The organism is Listeria booriae, assembly GCF_000766865.1.
GTDB classification, from domain to species: Bacteria; Bacillota; Bacilli; order Lactobacillales; family Listeriaceae; genus Listeria_A; species Listeria_A booriae.
The window spans coordinates 275,267-296,413 of record NZ_JNFA01000011.1 but is presented as its reverse complement, the minus strand read 5'-3'; the positions used below and the strand labels follow the sequence as shown (position 1 = coordinate 296,413).

The window sequence follows — 21,147 nt, the reverse complement described above, 5'->3', positions numbered from 1 at the left end:
AAGAAGGAGAACCGATTGCACGAGCATATACCGCTTAGTATTCCGCATGTGAGCGGGGAAGAAATGAAATACATGAAGCAAGCCATCGACACGAATTGGGTGGCACCGCTTGGACCAAATGTCGATGAGATGGAACGTTTGGCGATGGAATTTACCGGTGCTGCCGCGGCACTTGCCACGAACTCTGGGACAGCTGCGATACACTTGTCGCTCGCCGCACTAGACATAGGTCAAGGGGATACGGTTTTCTGTCAAAGTTTCACCTTTGCTGCGTCCGCGAATCCGATTGTATACCAAGGTGCTACGCCCGTGTTCATCGATTCGGAGCCGGATACGTGGAACATGTCGCCACAAGCATTGCAACGTGCTTTACATGATGCCGCTGCCAAAGAGAAGCTACCTAAAGCGGTGATTGTTGTGCATCTTTATGGACAAAGCGCCAAAATGGCAGAACTTCAGGCGCTAACCGACCGATACGGCGTGCCGATTATCGAAGACGCCGCTGAATCACTTGGCGCCACCTATCACGGCAAGCAAACGGGGACGATTGGTAAAGCAGGTATTTTCTCGTTTAACGGGAATAAAATCATCACCACATCTGGCGGGGGAATGCTCGTTTCCGATGACATCGCGTTCATCGAAAAAGCACGCAAACTATCGACACAAGCCAAAGAGCAAGCGCCATATTATCTACATGAAAGCATCGGTTTTAATTACCGGATGAGCAATGTTTCCGCAGGTATTGGCATCGCGCAATTTGGTGTCTTGCCAAAACGGATTTTGACGAAGCGTTTTATTTTTGATTATTATAGCAAGCATTTGGTTTCCAACACGGCGATTCAGATGCATTCGGAGTTTACAGGGACATATAATAACTACTGGTTGACGACGCTGACCTTGGATGTCAATCCACATGACGTGATGCAAGCTATGGCGCGCCACAACATTGAAACTCGATTACTCTGGAAGCCGATGCACACCCAACCATGCTTTGCGGGCTGCGCTTTTTACGCTCATGAAGTGAATGAAACATCGATTAGCGAGCAGCTCTTCGCCACTGGCCTATGTTTGCCGTCCACGACGAGTCTCACGGAATCCGACTTAGCTCACGTCGTCGCCACGCTAAACACCGCCGTACAAGCGATACAAGAAAAGCGGGAGATTGAGGTTTAAAAACGTATGGAACAAACCAATTCGAATAAAACTACCTGGTTGCGCATGCTTCTGCATAGTGTGATTTACGTGGCGTGTTTTGCGAGCTTCACGATTGTCAGCCTAGGGACTCCAGCCGCTGGATATGAATGGCTTTCGCTTTTACCGGTCGCTTTTGCGGCAAGTTATGCGCTTGTCTTGGCACCGTCATTGAAACAAGAGCTACGCGTGTTCAACTTGGTCTTGACGCTGATGCAGTTTTTACGATTTGTCATTATGCCGATGTTTCTCGTCTACGCGAACTATTACGGCGGCCGCTCGCCCGTTGCACCACTACCAGAAACGATTCAAAACGCCACGCTACTTATGGTATACGAGTTAGCTATATTATCGCTGACGATTTTCATTCTAGATCAACGCATCAAACGCAAACCAAAACGCGTACAAGCAAAATTAACAAAACGACCGCAAAACGGTATCTACTTCTTGCTTTTTGCCGTATCGATTGTGAGTCTGCTGGCTTTTCCAAGCGTTATTCGCAAAATTGGCTTTTTCATGCCAGGTGCTGGCGGCTCCACAGAAAGCGCGTCGTTACTCACAGCCATGGTCGGTTTCCTATTCATGGTTGCGAAACAACTCTTTTTCCTGATTGTGATTTGGTATTGTCATCAGAAATACGAAACCACTGGCAAAAACCGTTTTGTCTGGTTTGCCGCACTTGCCGTCTTTGTGAACATAGGTATTTTTATGGGAACGAACCGCGCGGATATCGTGATTACGGCGATTGCCTCGATCTTGATTTTCCGGCAGCTATTTCCGCATTTTTTCAAACATCTTTTCTTCGGGGTATGTCTTATTATTCCGACGATGTTATCGGCAATCGCCACGTTTCGGAAGATTTCGTCAATCTCAGATGGCGGGAGCAAGCTCATTGACTATACGGATAAATTACAAGTGTATTTGGCGGGACCGTACAATGTTGCGATTGCGCTGGAAACGAAGCATCTTTTTCCGGAGGCAGGTAATCTTAGCGTGTTTTTCTATGACATTTTCCGGCCGATGATTGGTATTGGGTCCTTCATTGCGGATTGGCCGATTAAATATTCGTCGCTCTACTTTAACGAACGCTATTTTTTCTCCGATCATATGACGCAAATCATCCCGATGGTCGGACAGGGCAATCTGTTCTTTGGTCCGATTTTCGCGCCGATATTAGGTGCTGCGGTCATCTGCTTTGCCTACTATTTACACAGCAAGAAATTACAAAGCCAAAACATCGAGATTTACTACATTTTAACGCTTGCCTGTGCCCGTCTAGGCTTGATGGCTGGGCAAAACCTTACTATTTTAATCAATGATCTGAGTTTCAATTTATCCCTATTCCTGATTGTCTACTGGCTTAACAAAAAAATCGTCTTCACGCGCCAAAGCAGGCATCAGATGGTGACGAACAGAGGAGAATCGTAAGTTATGCATGCCATCAAAAAAATACTCACCAGTTCTTACGGGATGACTTTGTTTAAAAAAGGAATTGTCATTTTAACCGGCTTGTTGTCTGTCGTTTTCTTAACGCGCTATCTTGGTCCGACCTTAAAAGGCGAATATGCGTATTATATGAACATGGTAAACATCGGTGTCTCCGTACTCAATATGGGTATTTCATTGGTTTACGTCAATTACAAACGCCAAGAACAGCGTCCGCGCCAGTTCCAAGCCACCTTCATCGCTTTGTCGATTTTCCAATATCTCTTTTATATCGGAATCGCAGTGGGCATGTACTTCTTGCATCAACCCGCAGACTACGTCACCATCATGGTGCTTATTGCGCTGAACGTTTTATCCATCCAACTCACACAAATTAACCTCGTTGAAAATATCAAAAAACACACGATCATCGCTATTACAACCGCGGTTTCCAATTGCGCGCTGACCGCTGTCGTCTACTTTATTGCCCCACAATACGTATTTATTGCACTACTCGTTTATGCCGCCAAAAATATCGTCCCCATTATCATGACGTTACTGGCGAGCAAACCAGCAAAAACACCGCTTATTAGTCGGAAACAAAAGCGAATTAAGGTTTGGAAATGGCCTAAAATTGCGCGTCAAGGAATTCTCCCGATGGTGGTCACGTGTCTCATTGCCTTGAATTACCGCATGGATATTCTGTTCCTCGGCTGGCTTCACGTGGCTGCATCTGACATCGGATTGTACAGCACGGGCGTTCAACTTGCGGAATACGCCTGGATGTTACCTGATGTGTTCAAAGAAGTCATGCTAAACAAAAACGCGAAACGCGATGCGATTGACAGTCTCACTTTTTCGATTCGGATGGCGATGACATTAGTGTTACTCTTTATCCTTTTCATGGCCGTGTTTGGTCAGTACATCATCATTTTCCTATTTGGAGCCGAATTCGCAGGCGCGTACTTCACTACATTACTGATGTTTCTCGCGGTTCCGTTCATTATTTACTCCAAAATCATCGGCACGCTTTTTAGTGCCCAAGGAAAATGGGGATTCTACCTCTGGACATTGATTATCAGTGTTGTGCTCAATGCGGGCTTGAACTTCCTACTCATCCCGACGATGGGCATTGTAGGTTCTGCGTTTGCCTCGATTTTATCGTACGCCGTCTGCGGTCTTATGTGTGTCCTATGGCTAAAACGCCGCTACCATATCCGTTTTCGCGACCTATTTATTATAAAAAAAGAAGACTATCACATGATTCGAAGCTTTATCAAAAAAAGATAACCATTCCAGGAAGGAGCCGATTTTTTTGCAAAATAGCCAAACCGTTATTTCCATCTTCGACATCTTAAAAATCATCAAAAAGAATATCTGGATTATTCTAGCCATCGTCATTGTTACTTTTGTCGCAGTGTTTACTATCACGAATTTCATTTTAACGCCACAATACAAGGCGACCAACCAAATCCTCGTCGTGCAAAATACAAACAAAGCCGACAGCAACGTCCAAAACTCTGAGGTGCAAGCGAACTTACAAATGGTCAACACGTATAGCGCCATGATTAAAAGCCCGCTCGTGCTAGACAAAGTCTCCGAGAAGCTACGCGGCCAATATTCCACGAACGAACTCAGCAAGAAAATTGTTACCAGCAACGATCAAAACTCCCAAGTTCTAAACATCCAAGTACAAGACGAAAGCCAAGCCATGGCCGCCAAAATCGCCAACGAAACGGCTAGCGCATTCAAGGAAAACTTGCCAGTCATTATGAAAGATAAATCAGTGACAGTGATGTCCCAAGCCAAAGTTCTAAAAAACGCACATCCCGTTTTTCCAAATAAAACAATGTTCTATTTTCTAAGTCTTGTCGCAGGTCTCGTGCTTTCCGGTCTGTTCTGTTTCCTACGCGAAATCCTAGACACCACAGTCAAAACCGAAGATCAAATCATGGAAAAACTCGGCTTACCAGTCCTTGGCACGATTTCTAAAATTCCAGATAACAGCGTCAAAAATAGACCGAAATACGAAGCCATGAACAAAACCCACACGGAGGCGAAACCAGTCTATGAGAAATAAAAATAAGCAAAAGAAAAACAACCGTAAAAAACTCGTGACCTATTTTGACCCAAGATCTCCAATCTCCGAAGAATTCACATCTGTCAAAACAAATATCGAATTCACAACGATTAGCCAAGCCAGCCAAGTATTAATGATTACCTCCGCCGAACCAGACGCAGGAAAATCGATTATGGCGTCTAATTTAGCCGTTGTTTTTGCCCAACAAGGGAAGAAAACATTGTTAATTGACTTAGATTTACGAAAACCAACGCAACATCGTGTCTTTTTTAGTAATAATGAGATTGGTTTAACGGGTTTGCTTGTGAAATCAGAATGTCGAACGAAAGCCATTCAAGATACGGAAATCGACAAGTTGCAAGTATTGGCATCGGGTCATATACCACCGAATCCGACAGAAATTTTAAATGCGCCGAAGCTAGCCGAATTGATTGAGACTTTGCGTGAGGAATACGACCAAATTATTCTAGATGCGCCGCCAGTGCTTGTTGCGTCTGACGCTAGACTCATTGCAAGACTTGCAGATGGCATTATTTTTATCATTAAAAGCGGTGCGTCAGAGTACAAGAAAATCGCTAAATCGATCGAATTGCTGCAACAAACACAGACTAAAATTCTGGGAACGGTGCTCAATAATCCAAACGCGCAGGCCGCCAGAATGTACTACACATACAGTGATAAATAAAAGACGAGGAGTTAAACATGATGCATAAGCAAAAACTAATTCTAATCGGGGATGGCAGTGTTGCTAAAATGGCCAAAGAAATTGTTGCTCTAATGGGGATACATGAAATTATCGCCGTTCTGGATGATAAATATACGACGAGCTACCAAGATGAGGCTGGCGTGCATATTGGACCTTTTACGAACAGTGCCAAGTTTTCGGATGCGGATGCCTATTTCATCGCTATTGGAAATAATGAAAAACGCCAAGAAATTGTTGACGCGCTAAATGTACCGATGACGAACTATGTCAATCTTATTCATCCACGCGCCATTATATCTCCCAACGCCAAAATCGGATACGGCAACTTCATTATGGCAGGCGCTATCGTTAACGTGGACGCAACCATTGAAAACCAGTGTATTGTTAATTCGGGATGTATCGTTGGTCATGACGCCGTTTTTGCGGATTTCAGCCAAGCGTCGCCGGGAACGGTTATTACGGGTTACGTTAACGTGCAAACGGGTGTCAATATGGGCGCTAATGTCACCGTTTTACCGAGTGTTTCTTTAGGCGAGTGGTCGGTTGTTGGCGCTGGCTCAACGGTTACGCGCGATGTAGAGGAACATACTATCGTGGTCGGCACGCCAGCTAAGTTGTTAAAACGACGAGAAGTTAAAGAAGTCATTCATGCATAGTTTTCAAACAAGAGGGATAAGCGATTTTTCCCTCAACATACATAATGAACCAGCGCAGACTTTCTTATCAAATAAGCCATTAGTTCTCTCTAACATCCAAACATTCTCAACTAAAAATAGACATTGTTGGTATTATCACATTCTCGCTTGGCAAGCTTTTTTTGAAATTTAATTACTTGTGCCTATTTTTGCTCGCTAGTCGATTATCATTAGAAAAAACATATATATTGTGTCATAATAGTTAAGGAGATACAGTATATAGTGTTTGAAAGGAAGAGGGAGCATGTACGTTGAAAAAGAAGTAGAGCAATTGGTGATTAAACGAGACGGGCGGAAGGTTGGCTTTGATCTTATTAAGATTCGGAATGCAGTACAGGCTTCGATGAAAAGTTGTGACATAGATGATGCGGCTTATTTGGAACAAGTTTTAGTTGACATTGTGAAGGTTTTACCAAATGATGCGGCGCTGACGATTGATGAAATTCAACATGTGGTGGAGAATCAGTTGATGAAATCGGCGTATCCGGATGTGGCGCGGGCGTACATTGAATATCGGCATGATCGGGATATGAAGCGTTCTAGTATGACGGATATGACGGTGAGTGTGCAGAAGTTGTTGGCGCGGGATAAGACGGTGGTCAATGAGAATGCGAATAAGGATGCGACGGTTTTTAATACGCAGCGGGACTTGACGGCGGGCGCGGTGGCGAAGAGCTATGCGCTGAAATTTATGTTGCCAAAGCATGTGGCGAATGCGCATTTGAAGGGGGACATTCATTTTCATGACTTGGATTATAGTCCGTATCACGCGATGACGAATTGTTGTTTGATTGACATTGCGGGCATGCTTGCGAACGGCTTTACGATTGGAAATGCGAACGTGGAAAGTCCGAAGTCGATTCAGACGGCGACGGCTCAGATTGCGCAGATTATTGCGAATGTGGCGAGCTCGCAGTACGGTGGTTGTTCGGTGGACCGGATTGATGAAGTTTTGGCGAAGTACGCACAGCGGAATTATCAGAAGCATGAACAGGAAGCGGAAAAATGGGTTTTGGCGGAGAAGCGTGAGGAGTTTGCGCAGGAACGGACGCGAAAAGATATTTATGACGCGATGCAAAGTTTGGAATATGAGATCAATACGCTGTACACGAGTAATGGGCAGACACCGTTTGTGACGCTGGGCTTTGGACTGGGCGAGGACTGGTTTGCACGCGAAATTCAAAAAGCAATTTTGAACGTGAGGCTTGGTGGTATTGGGAAGGACCGGCAGACGGCGATTTTTCCGAAGTTGGTGTTCTCGGTAAAACGGGGGACGAATTTGGATGCGGCGGACCCGAACTATGATATTAAGCAGTTAGCGCTGGAATGTTCGTCGAAAAGGATGTACCCGGACGTGCTGAATTATGATTCGTTAGTGCGCTTGGCGGGGGATTTCAAGGTGCCGATGGGATGTCGTTCGTTCTTGCCTGCGTGGCGGGATGAGAACGGGAATTTTGTGAATGCGGGACGGAATAACTTAGGTGTTGTGACGCTGAATGTGCCGCGGATTGCGATTCAAAGCGGCGGTGACAAAGAGCGATTCTGGGAAATTTTCACGGAGCGGATGCAGACTGTGAAGGATGCGCTACTTTTCCGATTGGAGCGGGTTCGCGAGGCGAGACCGGAGAACGCGCCGATTTTGTATAAGTACGGTGCTTTTGGAAAACGATTGGATGATGGGCAGGACGTGGATCAGCTGTTCAATAAGGAACGCTCGACGATTTCGATTGGCTATATCGGCTTGTATGAGGCTGCGACGATGTTTTATGGTGGCGAATGGGAGTCGAATCCGGAGGCGAAGGCGTTTACGATTGAGATTGTGAAAGAGCTGAAAGAATATGCGGATGCTTGGAAGGACGAGTATGGCTATTGGTTCAGCGTGTATTCGACGCCGAGCGAGAGTTTGACGGATCGCTTTAATCGTTTAGACCGCGAGAAATATGGCGACATTAAAGACATCACCGACAAAGAATACTATCAAAACTCGTTCCATTATGATGTCCGCAAAAAAGTGACGCCGTTTGAAAAATTGGATTTTGAAATGGAATATCCGCAATATTGTTCGGGTGGTTTTATTCATTATTGTGAGTATCCGAAGTTGACGCATAACTTGAAAGCGTTGGAGGCTGTTTGGGATTATTCGTATGATCGTGTGGCTTATCTTGGAACGAATACGCCGATTGATCGTTGTTATGAATGTGATTTTGAAGGGGAGTTTACGCCGACTGCGGAAGGATTTAAATGTCCGCAATGTGGCAATACGGACCCAGAGACGGCGGATGTGGTGAAGCGGACGTGTGGGTATCTTGGCAATCCGATGAAGCGTCCAATGGTGCATGGCAGACACGAAGAGATTACGCAACGTGTGAAACATATGGAGTCACCAAATGAATAATCCAAAACCACAGGAATGGCGTGCAGAAGCGCTTTCGGCAAACTATATCGCGGATTATAAGCCATTTAATTTTGTCGACGGTGAGGGTGTGCGTTGTAGCTTATATGTTTCGGGTTGTCCGTTTCATTGTGAGGGTTGCTACAACAAGGCGGCGCAGTCGTTTAAGTATGGGAAGCCTTACACCGAGGAGCTGGAAGACCGAATTATCGCGGACTTGTGGCATGAGAGTGTGCAAGGATTGACGTTGCTTGGCGGAGAACCATTTTTGAATACAGGTGTTTGTTTGCCGCTTGTGAAACGGGTTCGCGCGCTGTTTGACGATACGAAGGATATTTGGTCGTGGACGGGCTATACGTGGGAGGAAATGATGCAGGAAACGCCGGATAAATTGGAATTGCTATCTTATATCGATGTGCTTGTCGATGGGCGTTTTGAGCAGGATTTGTTTGACCCGAACTTGGCATTTAAGGGTTCGATTAATCAGCGGATTATTGATGTGCAGGCGTCGTTAGCAAGTAATAAAGTAGTCCTATATATGTGATGAAATCCAATGATGGTAGCTCGCGTGGCTAGTTATTATCATTGGATTTCGTTTTATGTGTTATGATTGATATAGCGAGAAAGCGTTAATATAGCAACACTTCATATTGTTTTACTTCCTTGCTGTGCGTGGAAAGGGATGAGGACTAGAATAGATACGGGGATTTACCTAAATCGCTGTCTGTAGAGTAAAGCAGATTGCCTATGTTCCTAAATGCGACACAAGCTTGTCAGGTGAGAAATGGTCAGAAAAGTCGGTATAAATAAGATATCAGACTTGAATAATCTAAATCACAAATACGATGGAGGTAAAAAAATGTTAGAAAAGAAAACGATGGGTTTTGTTAATAGTCATAAGGAAAATGAAAAGCGAATTGCCTTGCTGCCTGAACACATTGCGACAATTACGAATAAGGAAAAACTCTTTTTTGAAAAAGGATACGGGGATGCGCTCGGTATTCCAGATGCTGAATATATGGCATTAGGTTGCGTGATTCAGTCCAGAGAAGAAGTATTGCGCCAAGATATTATTTGCGAACCGAAAATTGGTGATTCGGATTTCTTAAGCCGATTGCGCAAAGGCCAGACGGTATTTGGTTGGGTTCACGCCGAGCAGAATAGAGATATCGCGGAGAAATTAGCCCAGTCGGAAGTAAAAGCGTATGCGTGGGAGAACATGGATTACATGAATCGTCATTGTTTTTGGGTGAATAATGAATTGGCCGGAGAAGGCGCGATTATGCACGCGTATCAACTGATTGGCGAAATGCCTTACAATACAAAAGTAGCGATTTTAGGACGTGGAAATGTATCTCACGGCGCACAAAAAATATTACTCAACCTAGGCGCGGAGGTTCATATTTATAATCGGAATCAAGAAGAACTTTTCAAAAAAGAATTACCGAACTATGATGTGCTTATAAATGCGATTCTTTGGGATTTGAAGCGGACAGATCATATTATGTATCGGGAAGATTTACAACGAATGAAGAAAAATGCGATGATTATTGATGTGAGCTGTGATCGTGGTGGCGCGATTGAGACGACTGTTCCGACAACGATTGATAATCCGACGTATATGGTGGATGGTATTTTGCATTATGCGGTAGATCATACGCCTAGCCTGCTTTACCGAACGGCGTCACGGTCTATCTCTGAAGAAATTTCGAAATATATTGACGATTTGATAGAAAGTAGAGCCAATGCAACGTTAGAAGCTAGTGTTGTAGCGGTTATGGATCCGATGTATAAATAATATGCACAAACCCCAATGTTTCGCTGTCATTTTTCATGATTAGCGGTCATCGGGGTTTTTTTGTGTTGGTTTTTAGCTCGCACGATTAACTTCCTCTGCCATTTTCACTGGGTTCACGAGTGCTTCGCCGATAGCTGAGATTACTTGCCATGCTTTTTTCATAATGAACAGCTCCTTTCTACTTGATAACTCTATTATAGCTGGTAAACATGGGAGGTTCCCGCGATTTAAATAACAATTTGCTAAGTTTATCTTACGGTTTTATCATAATTCTTGTAAGGGTTTAAAATTTACAAGCCGCCAACAAAATCGACATACCTTCTCAAAAAAGCCTTAACATTACTAAGTTACACTTGATGGGTGAGTGAAATTCAATTTAGGGGGAGTAAAAAATCGTGAAAAAGTGGAGATCAATGTTTATTGGCTTGTTAGTTGTGGCTATTCTAGTTCAAATTGGGGCTACATATGCACCGAGTGTGGTAAAAGCGGAAGATGCAACGGGAGATGTATTGCTTGCGAAACAATCGGATTGGAAGTATTGGGATAAAGGGACATATCCGGGAGACACATGGCGTGATGCGGATTTTAACGATACAGCTTGGAAAACGGGGAAAGGAGCACTTGGCTATAATCCGAAAAATGCGGATGTAGGGATTAATACGACGATTTCGTACGGGGATGATGCGAATAATAAATACCCGGTTTACTTTTTTAGAAAAGAAATCGATGTGAAGGATGCAGGCAAATATTTGCGGGCGAACTTGGCGTTGAAAGCGGATGATAGTGCCGTGGTTTATGTGAATGGGACGGAAGTGAAACGGGTACGGTTAGCGGATGGCGCGATTAATTTTAATGATTATTCGGGTGAATTAGGGCCGGACGCGATGGAATATGAGGGCATTAAGTTGGGCGCGATTCCGCTGAAAGAAGGCAAGAACACGATTGCTGTGGCGGTTTTTCAACAGAAGGGATCGAGTTCGGATGTGACGTTTGATGCGGAATTGACGGCGTTTACGACGGAGGACACTGGTGAAGTCGCGGATTATACGCCTTCTAAAATTGCGGTGACTTTCTTTGGCAATACGCAAACGCAAAAAGGTTTTACATGGCATACGAAGGTGGACGCGGGTTCTGATTTGCAGTACGTGAAAGCGGTGGCTGGTGTGACGACGCCAAATTTCGGGCAAGCGCAAACCGTGACGGGGAAAAGTGAAGCGAACGACGCTGCGATAGGCGGATACTCGCATCAGGTGGCGGCGAAATATTTGGATGCGGGCGCAACATATTGGTATCGTGTCGGTGATAAGGCGCGCAATGTGTGGACGGAACCTGCGAAATTTACGACGCAAAAACGGGATACGAAGGCTTTTGACTTTTTATATGTGACGGATTCGCAAGGGAGCAGTGAAGAGGAGTATAGTTGGACGGATGCGACGCTGAACAAAGGTTTTGGGCTGTTTCCAAAGTCAGAATTTATTTTGCAAACGGGGGATTTGGTGAATACGTCTTCTAGTCCTGCAGAATGGGGATGGCTGTTTGGGACTTCGCAGAATTTGTTGAGCAACACGACAATTGCGGCTGCGACGGGGAATCATGATGCGTTTAATAATTCGTTCCGCCAGCATTTTTACTATGATCACCCGGCCAATGCGAATAATTTGAACAAAGGTGTGTATTATTCATTTGATTATGGTCCTGCGCATTTCATGATGTTAAACACGAACGACCAAGATTCACGAGCGCTTGATCCGACGCAACTTGCTTGGTTAAAAGCGGATGCCAAAAAAGCGCGTGAAGATGGTGCGAAATGGCTTGTTGTTGCGTTCCATAAAGGAATTTATACGGTGGCTAGTCATATGACGGATAGTGAAATTGTGACGCTGCGCAATCAGTTGGCGCCAGTTTTTGATGAAATTGGTGTGGATATTGTGTTGCAAGGCCATGATCATAGTTATTTCCGTTCGGAGCAAATGGACGGGATGACACCGATTGCGACGGACACGATTGGCAAGGAGACGGAAGATGGTGTTACGCGTGATGTGGACCCGGGCGGGCAAAGCTATCACGTGATTAATACGAGTGGTTACAAGTTTTACCAACCGCAGTCGGAAGCCAAGATGAAGGAGTCTGGCGTGTATCCAGCGAAATACGCACAACCGATGTTGCAAATGTTCGCGGGAATTAGTTTTACAGAGGATCGTTTCACCTATAAGGCTTACACATATGACGCGAAATCAGCTCAAACAGCGCGCGTAGGAACGGATGCGACACTTTTTGACACGTACGGTATTTTGAAAACAGACCGAGCGAAAGCCGTAACTTCTGAAATCGAAGCCCTACCAGCAAAAGTGGCACTGACAGACGAAGCGGCAATTTTGGCGGCAAAAGCTTCTTATGACGGACTTGATAGCACGCTGCAAAAATATGTTAGCAATGCGTCGGTATTAACGGCGAAACTGGCGGATTTAGAGGCATTAAAAGCGGAAGAACCTAATCCAGTGGACCCAGATCCGAATCCAAACCCAAACCCAGATCCTGACCCAGAGGTTACCAATCCAGACCCTGATCCAGAAGTGACAACCCCAGTAACACCAGGGAATGAAGAGACTCCAGTTGTGCCAGGCGAAACACCGACTACGAATGACCAAGCCACAGAACAAGTGACAGATTCAATATCAGTCACGACACCAAAACCAGTGGCAAGCGAAACAACGGAATCGGTAGCAGAAGGCGACACAGCACAGTCCGACCTTCCATCAACTGGAGATACAAACACCTTGTGGGCGCTAATTGTTCTTGGAGCCAGTTTCATCGTACTAGGCACATCTCTACTATGGCGCAAAAAACTTAAATAAGCATAATAAAAACTAGTCTTTCACAGGGCTAGTTTTATTATGTTTGGAGTTGGCGATTCACGGGAAAAATTTGGAGAAAGCGTTGTAACATCATCTAGCAGACAAGACGAGGGGGAATAGACAAATGATAAACCGCGAAAGATTAGTGGAAACATTTATGGAGCTTGTTCAAATTGATTCGGAAACAAAGCATGAAGGGCATTTTCAAGCGTATTTAATAGCACGTTTTAAGGCATTGGGGCTTGAGGTATTAGAAGATGATTCGATGGCAAAGACAGGATTTGGTGCTAACAATTTATTGTGCCGTTTACCGGCTACGACGAATGCAGACGCGATTTTCTTTTCATGTCATATGGATACGGTTACACCGGGTGTGGGCATTAAGCCGCAGATTAAGGATGACGTGATTTATTCAGATGGAACAACGATTCTGGCGGCGGACGACAAAGCCGGCATCGCGATTATGATAGAAACGATTCAGCAAGTAAAAGAACAAAATACCCCGCATGGCACGCTCGAATTTGTCATTTCAGTTGGAGAAGAAAGCGGACTGATTGGTATCAAAGCTTTTGATATGAGTTTGATGCAAGCAGATTACGGTTTTGTTTTAGATACAGGTGGTCCAGTCGGAAGTATCACGGTTGGTAGTCCGACGCATGCGGGATTGGAAATAAATATTCATGGCGCCGCAGCACACGCAGGAATTGAGCCAGAGAAAGGGATTTCAGCACTGGAGATTGCCGCAAAAGCGATTTCGCAGATGAAATTAGGACGTATTGATTTTGAAACGACAGCAAATATTGGTATAATTGAAGGCGGAACCGCAACAAATATCGTCATGGAAAACGTCAGAATGCGTGCGGAAGTAAGATCTATTTCGAGTGAATCATACGAGGCACAAATCAAACATATGAAAGAATTATTCGAAAAAACAACAGCAGAAATGGGTGGGGCGATAACAATAAAAGTAGACAAAATGTACGGTGGCTTCCGATTTAATGACGAGACGCATGTCGTACAAATAGCAACAAAAGCGTTGGCAGCAATCGGCCTCAAAGCAAATCATGAAGTGAGCGGTGGCGGTAGTGATGCTAGCATTTTCAACGAACAAGGAAAAGAAACAACCAACTTATCAATCGGCTATGAAAAAATCCACACGGTTCACGAGTACATTCCGATTCACGAACTCGAAAAAGGCGCGGAATTAGCATATGAAATCGTGAAACAAGTCGGAACAACAGCGGATTAAAAGTGGAGATGAACCCTTCGCAAGTCGACAGATTGATAAGACAAATTAGGATAGAAGGTGTTTAAATGAAAGATTTAGCGAAACAATTCGGACTCGTAGCAGTTTCCATCGCGCTTATCGGGGCAAGTATTAACTTGTTCTTAGGCCCACATCACATTGCAGCAGGCGGTGTTAGTGGGATTGGGATTTTAGTGGAGCAGGCATTTGGAATTAACCGTGCTTTGACAGTATTGGTTTTGAATATTTTGATGCTCGTATTAGCCTTTGTTTTTCTTGGACGCGCGGTATTTTTACGGTCGTTCTTGGGAAGTTTACTATTGCCATTGTCGCTTGCGCTTATTCCAGAAGTGATGCTTGCGCAAGATCGATTATTGTCAGTTATTTTTGGAAGTATGATTTTTGCGATTGGTGTGGCAATTCTGTATCGCATTGGTGCTTCAAGTGGCGGGACAACGATTCCACCACTGATTTTGCATAAGTATTTCCATTTGAACACGTCACTTGGCTTGTTTTTAGTAGACACGATTATTGTTGTTTTCAATATTTTCGTGTTTGGTGTAGAAGAATTTCTATTCGCGATTCTCTCACTTATTTTAGTTGCAATCATTATGAATTATTTAGAAACAGGACTCAAAAAACGCAAAGCCGTGATGATTATGAGCGACGAAAAAATGGAAGAAATCAAAGCAGGTTTACTAGAAGAAATGGGACGCGGCGTTACTGTTTTTGCAGTATCGGGCGGTTATACAGGCAGTGAAAAATCGATGCTGATGGTTATTCTGGAGAGCCGGGAATATCCTGCGGTGTTGAAGATGATTAATTCCTATGATAAGCATTCTTTCGTCATCGCCTACTCGGTTTCGGAAGTGCACGGTTTAGGTTTTAGTTATCATACAATTGAATAAAAACAACAGGCTTAACAAAATGGGGGGATTTATATGAATCCAGTTACAGCTTTTACGATTATTATGCTTATTTGGGCAGTCAGTGATTTTGTGGCGAAAAAGACGAAATCATTAGTTTCATCGCTACTTGTGGCGTCTATTATTTTCTTGGTTGGCTTTAAAACGAATGTATTTCCAGAAGACCTGTTGACGAGTTCTTCTTTGTTGGCGCTAGGTCAGACGGTTGTTGGCTTCATCATTGTTCATATTGGGACGATGATTAGTATTGACGAATTGAAAAAACAATGGAAAACCGTTGTTATCGGTGTTGCGGCAGTGGTTGGTATCGCCGCGTTTATGTTCCTTATCGGTTCGCTTTTCTTAGATCAAAATTACGTTATCGGCGCGATTGGAGCGGTTAGTGGTGGAACTATTTCCGTCATCATCGTTCAGGACGCAGCGCTGGCATCAGGGTTGGTCATGGTTGCCGTTTTCCCAGTTTTAATTGCGGCTTTCCAAGGGTTGATTGGTTTCCCGCTAACTTCTCTTATTTTGCGAAAAGAAGCGACACGGTTAAAAGGGGAATATCGCGCAGGAACGCTAAAAGTAGAGAAACCAGAAGAACATCACGAAGCAGAGCCAAAGACCATTTTGCCAAAAGCGTTGCAAACAACGGCAGGAACGCTGTTCGTAGTTGGTGTGGTCGTTATGGTTGCGGCGTACGTGAATAACATTACGGATGGCGTGCTAAACAAGTTCGTTGTTGCCTTGTTACTCGGTATTTTACTTCGCGCGTTTGGTGTTTTGAAACCGAATATTTTAAGTGGTATTGATGCCTACGGGTTGATGATGTTAGCTATTTTAATTATTATTTTTGGACCGCTTGCCACGTCTTCGGTGGATGATTTAATTGCGCTTGTTGGACCGCTTTGCATTGCGTTTGCAGTTGGTGTGTCAGGAAGTGTTGTTTTCTCCGGAGTGATGGGAAAAATTCTTGGTTACAGTATTCCAATGTCGATTGCGATTGGCCTCACGACGCTATATGGGTTCCCAGGAACGATGATTTTGAGTCAGGAGGCCGCGAGAAGTGTTGGTGAAAACGAACAAGAAGTCGCGGCAATTGAAGGCCAAATTTTGCCGAAGATGATTATTGCTGGTTTTTCGACAGTGACGATTACTTCGGTTGTGATTACGAGTATTTTGGCGGAATTTATACATTAAAGGAGGAGACTCTGGTTGTCATATGGCAGCTGGAGTTTCTTTTTGTTGATGACTTTACAAATAAGTTTGTGTGTAAGTAAAATAGGTTATGGTAGTGAAGAGGACTATAAAAAGGAGATGACTCACTATGGCATTACTCGGTGGAAATAAAAGCGATTCAGAACACGACGAAATACAACTATTTTACGGAAAAGGTTTATCAGAGCAGCCATTGCCACGATATGAAATTCCAAAAGATACAATGCCAGCCGGTGCTGCGTACGATTTTATTATGGATGAACTGCGTGATGAAGGCAGTGCGCGTCAGAACTTAGCGACATTTGTTCAAACATGGATGGAGCCAGAAGCGCAGCAATTGATTATGAATACGCTAGATAAAAATGCGGTCGACAAATCAGAATATCCGCAAACGGCAGAAATTGAAGAGCGTTGTGTCAACATTATTGCGAACTTATGGCACGCTGATCAACGCGATGAATTCATTGGGACATCGACGGTCGGCTCTTCCGAAGCTTGTATGTTAGGCGGAATGGCGGCACTTTTCCGGTGGAAGAAACAAGCACGCGAATTAGGCTTAGACATGAGTAAACGGCCAAATTTGGTTATTTCTTCAGCGTATCAAGTCGTTTGGGAGAAATTCGGCGTGTATTGGGACGTGGAATTACGCGAAGTTCCTGTTACGAAAGAATGCCTTGCGCTCGACCCAGAAAAAGCGATTGAGTTAATCGATGACTACACGATTTGCGTCGTTGGTATCATGGGCTTGACGTACACAGGTCGCTATGATGACATTAAAGCGCTGGACGCGGCGATTACGACCTATAACGAAACAAGTAAGGTAAAAGTCTACATTCATGTGGACGCAGCGTCAGGCGGCTTATACACACCATTTATGGAACCCGATTTAGAATGGGATTTTCGTCTCGATAACGTCAAATCAATCAACACATCAGGTCACAAATACGGACTAGTTTATCCAGGTGTCGGTTGGGTTTTGTGGAAAGACAAAACATGGCTTCCCGAAGAACTGATTTTCAAAGTAAGTTATCTCGGCGGTGACATGCCAACGATGGCTATTAATTTTTCCCGTCCAGCCAGTCTCATCGTCGCACAATATTACCTATTCCTGCGCCTCGGTTTCGAAGGCTTCCGCCAAGTGCACGCCCGCACGCAAAAAGCAGCCAAATACATCACCAAAGAAATCGAAAAACTGGACCTGTTCGAAGTCATCAATGGCGCAGACCAACTACCGGTCATCGCATGGACATTAAAAGAAGACCCAGGTGTAGCATGGGATTTATACGACCTATCCGATTTCCTACGCATGCGCGGCTGGCAAGTCCCTGCTTATCCAATGCCTGCGGACTTAGAAGAAATGGTCGTTTTACGCGCAGTAATCAAAGGCGATTTCAGCTACGATTCAGCCCTATTATTCGTACGCGACCTCAAAGCCTCCATCGAAAAACTAAACAAATCACATATCATCCCAAACGCAAACAATCACCCAAAAACATCCCACGGTTTCACACACTAATTCGATGGATAACCTAAATAAATCGGCGACAAGCGCTCGCATTCAGGGGATTTGGCGGACTTCCGGTTCTCACATACACGAGTATGCTCCGCTTCCGGCTTCCACCAAATCCCCTGAATACAAACGCTTTCGCTCGATTTGTGAATAGCAGGAAACACGTCTCACCCAAAAAGGGGGCTCGTGGTTTCCTACATATTTTGCGTGAAAATTTGTTTTGTTTCAAACTGTTTTTCGAATAAACTTCTGAAAAAGGCTTGACGCCAGGGCTGAAAAATGATTTAATAAGGAAGTGCCAAAAATGGTGCAGCAAAAAAGGTTCCGTGGTGTAGGGGTTAACATGCCTGCCTGTCACGCAGGAGATCGCGGGTTCAAATCCCGTCGGGACCGTCAAATAAGAATCGCGTTTTGTGCTTAGAGATGACTCTAAATTACGAAGCGCGATTTTTTTCATTAGCAATACCTATTGTTACATTTTTGCTTCATAGTAACATTCAAATCTTGATTTATGGTATGATTATAGTATTCTTATCCAAACGGGGAATAGGGATGCTTAAAGCACGTAAGACATAGACTACATAACACGAAATATCCAAATGAAGGGGTCAAAATCTAGCAATTCCAATTAAACTAAGAAAGCAAGGGGGCTTCAATAGATGTCAGGCTTTTTTCGGAAGAGAATGCTAAAATATCCGTTGTATGGGCTAATCGCAGTCGTACTTGTCCTGACAGTTGTCACTTTTTACTACAAGTGGTGGTTGGCAGTACTTTTATTTGTTGCTGTAATGTCACTCGTTATTTTGCTGTTATTCATGGAGAGTTGGATGACGAAAGAAGTCCAGCAGTATATTTCGAATCTATCGTATCGGATTAAGCGGAGCGAAGGTGAAGCGCTCGTTGAAATGCCGATGGGGATTTTATTATATGATGAAGATTATAATATTGAGTGGTTTAACCCATTCATGGCAAAATATTTTGGGCAGGATGATGAGATTTTAGGGTCGTCACTTGCCGATGTCGGACCGGAATTCTTGGCGGTGATTCGTGGTGAAGAGGATCAAGGAATCCAGTCGATTGCATGGCGGGAGCACCGATTCGATACGATTGTTAAACGGCAGGAACGGATTATTTATTTGTATGATAGAACGGAATATTATGATTTAAACAAACGATATCAAGCGGATAAATCGGTTTTTGCGATTATTTTTCTTGATAATTATGATGAGTGGACGCAAGGCATGGATGACCGTCGTCGCAGTGCGCTCAACAATCTCGTGACGTCAATGCTAACGAACTGGGCGAAGGAGCACCGTATTTATTTGAAGCGGATTTCCTCAGATCGGTTTATGGCCTTTTTGACAGAGGCGCAGTTGGCACAGCTAGAAGAAGAGAAGTTCCAGATTCTTGATCGGATTAGGGAGCGGACGTCCAAGCAAAATATCCCACTCACGCTCAGCATTGGGATTGGGTACAATGAAGAAGATTTGATTGAACTTGCTGATTTAGCGCAGTCAGGGCTTGATTTGGCGCTCGGTCGTGGCGGGGATCAGGTCGTAATCAAACAACCAGAAGGTCAAGTCCGTTTTTACGGCGGTAAAACAAATCCGATGGAAAAAAGGACACGGGTTCGCGCACGGGTTATCTCGCAGGCATTGCAAGAGCTCATTACGCAAAGCGATCAAGTCTTTGTTATGGGGCATCGCTATCCAGATATGGATGTCGTCGGTTCCAGTCTCGGCGTGATGAAAGTCGCAGAAATGAACGAACGTCAAGGTTTTGTAATCGTCGAACCTGGTAAAATGAGTCCGGATGTGCAGCGTTTAATGCGTGAAATCGAGAAATATCCCGATGTTATACGCAATATTATTACGCCACAAGCAGCGCTCGACATGATTACCGACAAAAGTCTGCTCGTCGTAGTGGATACGCACAAGCCGTCGATGGTTATTAATAAAGAACTACTAGACACTGCGGCACACGTCGTTGTTGTCGATCACCATCGTCGTTCTGAAGAATTCGTCGAGAACCCTGTACTTGTCTACATCGAGCCATACGCTTCTTCAACGGCGGAACTAGTAACCGAACTTTTCGAATACCAACCAGCCACTGAAAAAGTCGGCAAAATCGAGGCTACGGCGCTTCTTTCGGGGATTGTCGTCGATACGAAGAACTTTACGTTGCGCACCGGATCGCGTACCTTTGATGCGGCGAGTTATTTACGCTCACTTGGCGCTGATACCGTTCTCGTACAACAATTTCTAAAAGAAGATATTGAGACGTTCAGACAGCGGAGTCGCTTGGTCGAATCACTTGAGGTGTATCACGATGGTATGGCGATTGCGATTGGGCGTGAAGATGAAGTTTTTGGCACCGTTATTGCGGCACAAGCAGCTGACACGATGTTATCCATGGAAAGCGTTCAGGCATCGTTCGTCATCACGCTACGTCCCGATAAAATGATTGGCATTAGCGCCCGCTCACTAGGCGAAATCAATGTGCAAGTTATTATGGAGAAACTGGGCGGCGGCGGACATTTATCCAACGCGGCAACTCAGCTTAAAAATATCACAATAGTAGAAGCAAAACGGCAACTTTTAGAAGCCATCGATGCTTATTGGAAGGGAGAAAACTAAGATGAAAGTTATATTTTTAAAAGACGTAAAAGGCAAAGGTAAAAAAGGTGAGGTTAAAGACGTGGCAGACGGCTACGCGCAAAACTTCCTAATCAAAAATGGCTATGCAACACCAGCAACAAACAGCAATATCAGCGCCCTAGAAGGTCAAAAGAAAAAATCAGCTAAAGAAGCAGCGCAAGAACTAGCAGATGCCAAAGCGTTAAAAGAAACAGTCGAGAAACTAACGATCGAATTAAAAACAAAATCAGGTGAAGGCGGCCGTCTTTTCGGTTCCGTAACATCTAAACAAATCGCCCAAGCCCTAGAGAAAGACCACAAAATCAAAGTAGATAAACGCAAAATCGATCTTCCAGAAGCGATTCGTACACTCGGACATACAAAAGTTCCAGTAAAACTACACCATGACGTAGTCGCAACTTTGGACGTTCATGTTAGCGAAGAATAAATCAAACGCGATGAAAATACTATTTTCAAGCAATACGTT

General features: G+C 44.3%; 16 protein-coding genes and 1 tRNA gene. All 17 read left to right on the top strand.

Going from position 1 to position 21,147, the window contains the following annotated elements:
• The first annotated feature begins 15 nt into the window (after nucleotides 1-15).
• The 17 genes from EP57_RS04690 to rplI all read left to right on the top strand — a co-directional run bounded on the left by EP57_RS04690 (nucleotide 16) and on the right by rplI (nucleotide 21,108).
• Complete coding sequence (locus tag EP57_RS04690) at nucleotides 16-1,173, top strand: DegT/DnrJ/EryC1/StrS family aminotransferase (protein ID WP_036084659.1); 1,158 nt, start codon at nucleotides 16-18, stop codon at nucleotides 1,171-1,173.
• 6 nt (nucleotides 1,174-1,179) lie between these two features.
• Nucleotides 1,180-2,619, top strand: a complete 1,440-nt coding sequence (locus EP57_RS04685; RefSeq protein WP_036084655.1) for a hypothetical protein — start codon at nucleotides 1,180-1,182, stop codon at nucleotides 2,617-2,619.
• A gap of 3 nt (nucleotides 2,620-2,622) precedes the next feature.
• Nucleotides 2,623-3,906 carry a lipid II flippase MurJ gene (locus EP57_RS04680; protein ID WP_036084653.1) on the top strand — a complete coding sequence of 428 codons (1,284 nt, stop codon included), beginning with the start codon at nucleotides 2,623-2,625 and terminating at the stop codon, nucleotides 3,904-3,906.
• A gap of 25 nt (nucleotides 3,907-3,931) precedes the next feature.
• Nucleotides 3,932-4,696, top strand: coding sequence for a YveK family protein (locus tag EP57_RS04675; RefSeq protein WP_052167553.1), 765 nt, complete (start codon nucleotides 3,932-3,934; stop codon nucleotides 4,694-4,696).
• Nucleotides 4,686-5,381, top strand: a complete 696-nt coding sequence (locus EP57_RS04670; RefSeq protein WP_036084650.1) for a CpsD/CapB family tyrosine-protein kinase — start codon at nucleotides 4,686-4,688, stop codon at nucleotides 5,379-5,381. The genes EP57_RS04675 and EP57_RS04670 overlap by 11 nt, the downstream gene beginning before the upstream one ends.
• 17 nt (nucleotides 5,382-5,398) lie before the next feature.
• Nucleotides 5,399-6,058, top strand: a complete 660-nt coding sequence (locus EP57_RS04665; protein ID WP_077916777.1) for an acetyltransferase — start codon at nucleotides 5,399-5,401, stop codon at nucleotides 6,056-6,058.
• A 283-nt stretch (nucleotides 6,059-6,341) separates the two neighbouring features.
• Nucleotides 6,342-8,492 (top strand): anaerobic ribonucleoside-triphosphate reductase, encoded by a 2,151-nt coding sequence (nrdD, locus tag EP57_RS04660; protein WP_036084646.1) that lies wholly within the window; start codon nucleotides 6,342-6,344, stop codon nucleotides 8,490-8,492.
• The gene (nrdG, locus tag EP57_RS04655; RefSeq protein WP_036084644.1) at nucleotides 8,485-9,033 is read left to right on the top strand and encodes an anaerobic ribonucleoside-triphosphate reductase activating protein; all 549 of its coding nucleotides are present in this window, start codon (nucleotides 8,485-8,487) and stop codon (nucleotides 9,031-9,033) included. The genes nrdD and nrdG overlap by 8 nt, the downstream gene beginning before the upstream one ends.
• Nucleotides 9,034-9,348: 315 nt before the next feature.
• Complete coding sequence (locus EP57_RS04650; RefSeq protein ID WP_036084642.1) at nucleotides 9,349-10,287, top strand: N(5)-(carboxyethyl)ornithine synthase; 939 nt, start codon at nucleotides 9,349-9,351, stop codon at nucleotides 10,285-10,287.
• Nucleotides 10,288-10,682: 395 nt separating this feature from the next.
• Complete coding sequence (locus EP57_RS04645; RefSeq protein WP_143812825.1) at nucleotides 10,683-13,142, top strand: metallophosphoesterase; 2,460 nt, start codon at nucleotides 10,683-10,685, stop codon at nucleotides 13,140-13,142.
• Between the two features lie 124 nt (nucleotides 13,143-13,266).
• The gene (locus EP57_RS04640) at nucleotides 13,267-14,391 is read left to right on the top strand and encodes a M20/M25/M40 family metallo-hydrolase (RefSeq protein WP_036084638.1); all 1,125 of its coding nucleotides are present in this window, start codon (nucleotides 13,267-13,269) and stop codon (nucleotides 14,389-14,391) included.
• A gap of 65 nt (nucleotides 14,392-14,456) precedes the next feature.
• A complete protein-coding gene (locus EP57_RS04635) occupies nucleotides 14,457-15,296 on the top strand; it encodes a YitT family protein (RefSeq protein ID WP_036084636.1) in 840 nt (279 codons plus the stop codon).
• A 33-nt stretch (nucleotides 15,297-15,329) separates the two neighbouring features.
• Nucleotides 15,330-16,496 carry a hypothetical protein gene (locus tag EP57_RS04630; RefSeq protein WP_036084634.1) on the top strand — a complete coding sequence of 389 codons (1,167 nt, stop codon included), beginning with the start codon at nucleotides 15,330-15,332 and terminating at the stop codon, nucleotides 16,494-16,496.
• Nucleotides 16,497-16,623: 127 nt separating this feature from the next.
• A complete protein-coding gene (gene gad, locus EP57_RS04625) occupies nucleotides 16,624-18,030 on the top strand; it encodes a glutamate decarboxylase (protein WP_036084633.1) in 1,407 nt (468 codons plus the stop codon).
• 314 nt (nucleotides 18,031-18,344) lie between these two features.
• Nucleotides 18,345-18,417 (top strand) — tRNA-Asp (locus EP57_RS04620).
• A gap of 266 nt (nucleotides 18,418-18,683) precedes the next feature.
• On the top strand, nucleotides 18,684-20,660 hold the full coding sequence (locus tag EP57_RS04610) for a DHH family phosphoesterase (protein ID WP_036084629.1): 1,977 nt from the start codon (nucleotides 18,684-18,686) through the stop codon (nucleotides 20,658-20,660).
• A gap of 1 nt (nucleotide 20,661) precedes the next feature.
• Entirely contained in the window at nucleotides 20,662-21,108 is a 447-nt protein-coding gene (gene rplI, locus EP57_RS04605) for a 50S ribosomal protein L9 (protein WP_036084627.1), read from the top strand.
• Nucleotides 21,109-21,147: the final 39 nt, after the last annotated feature.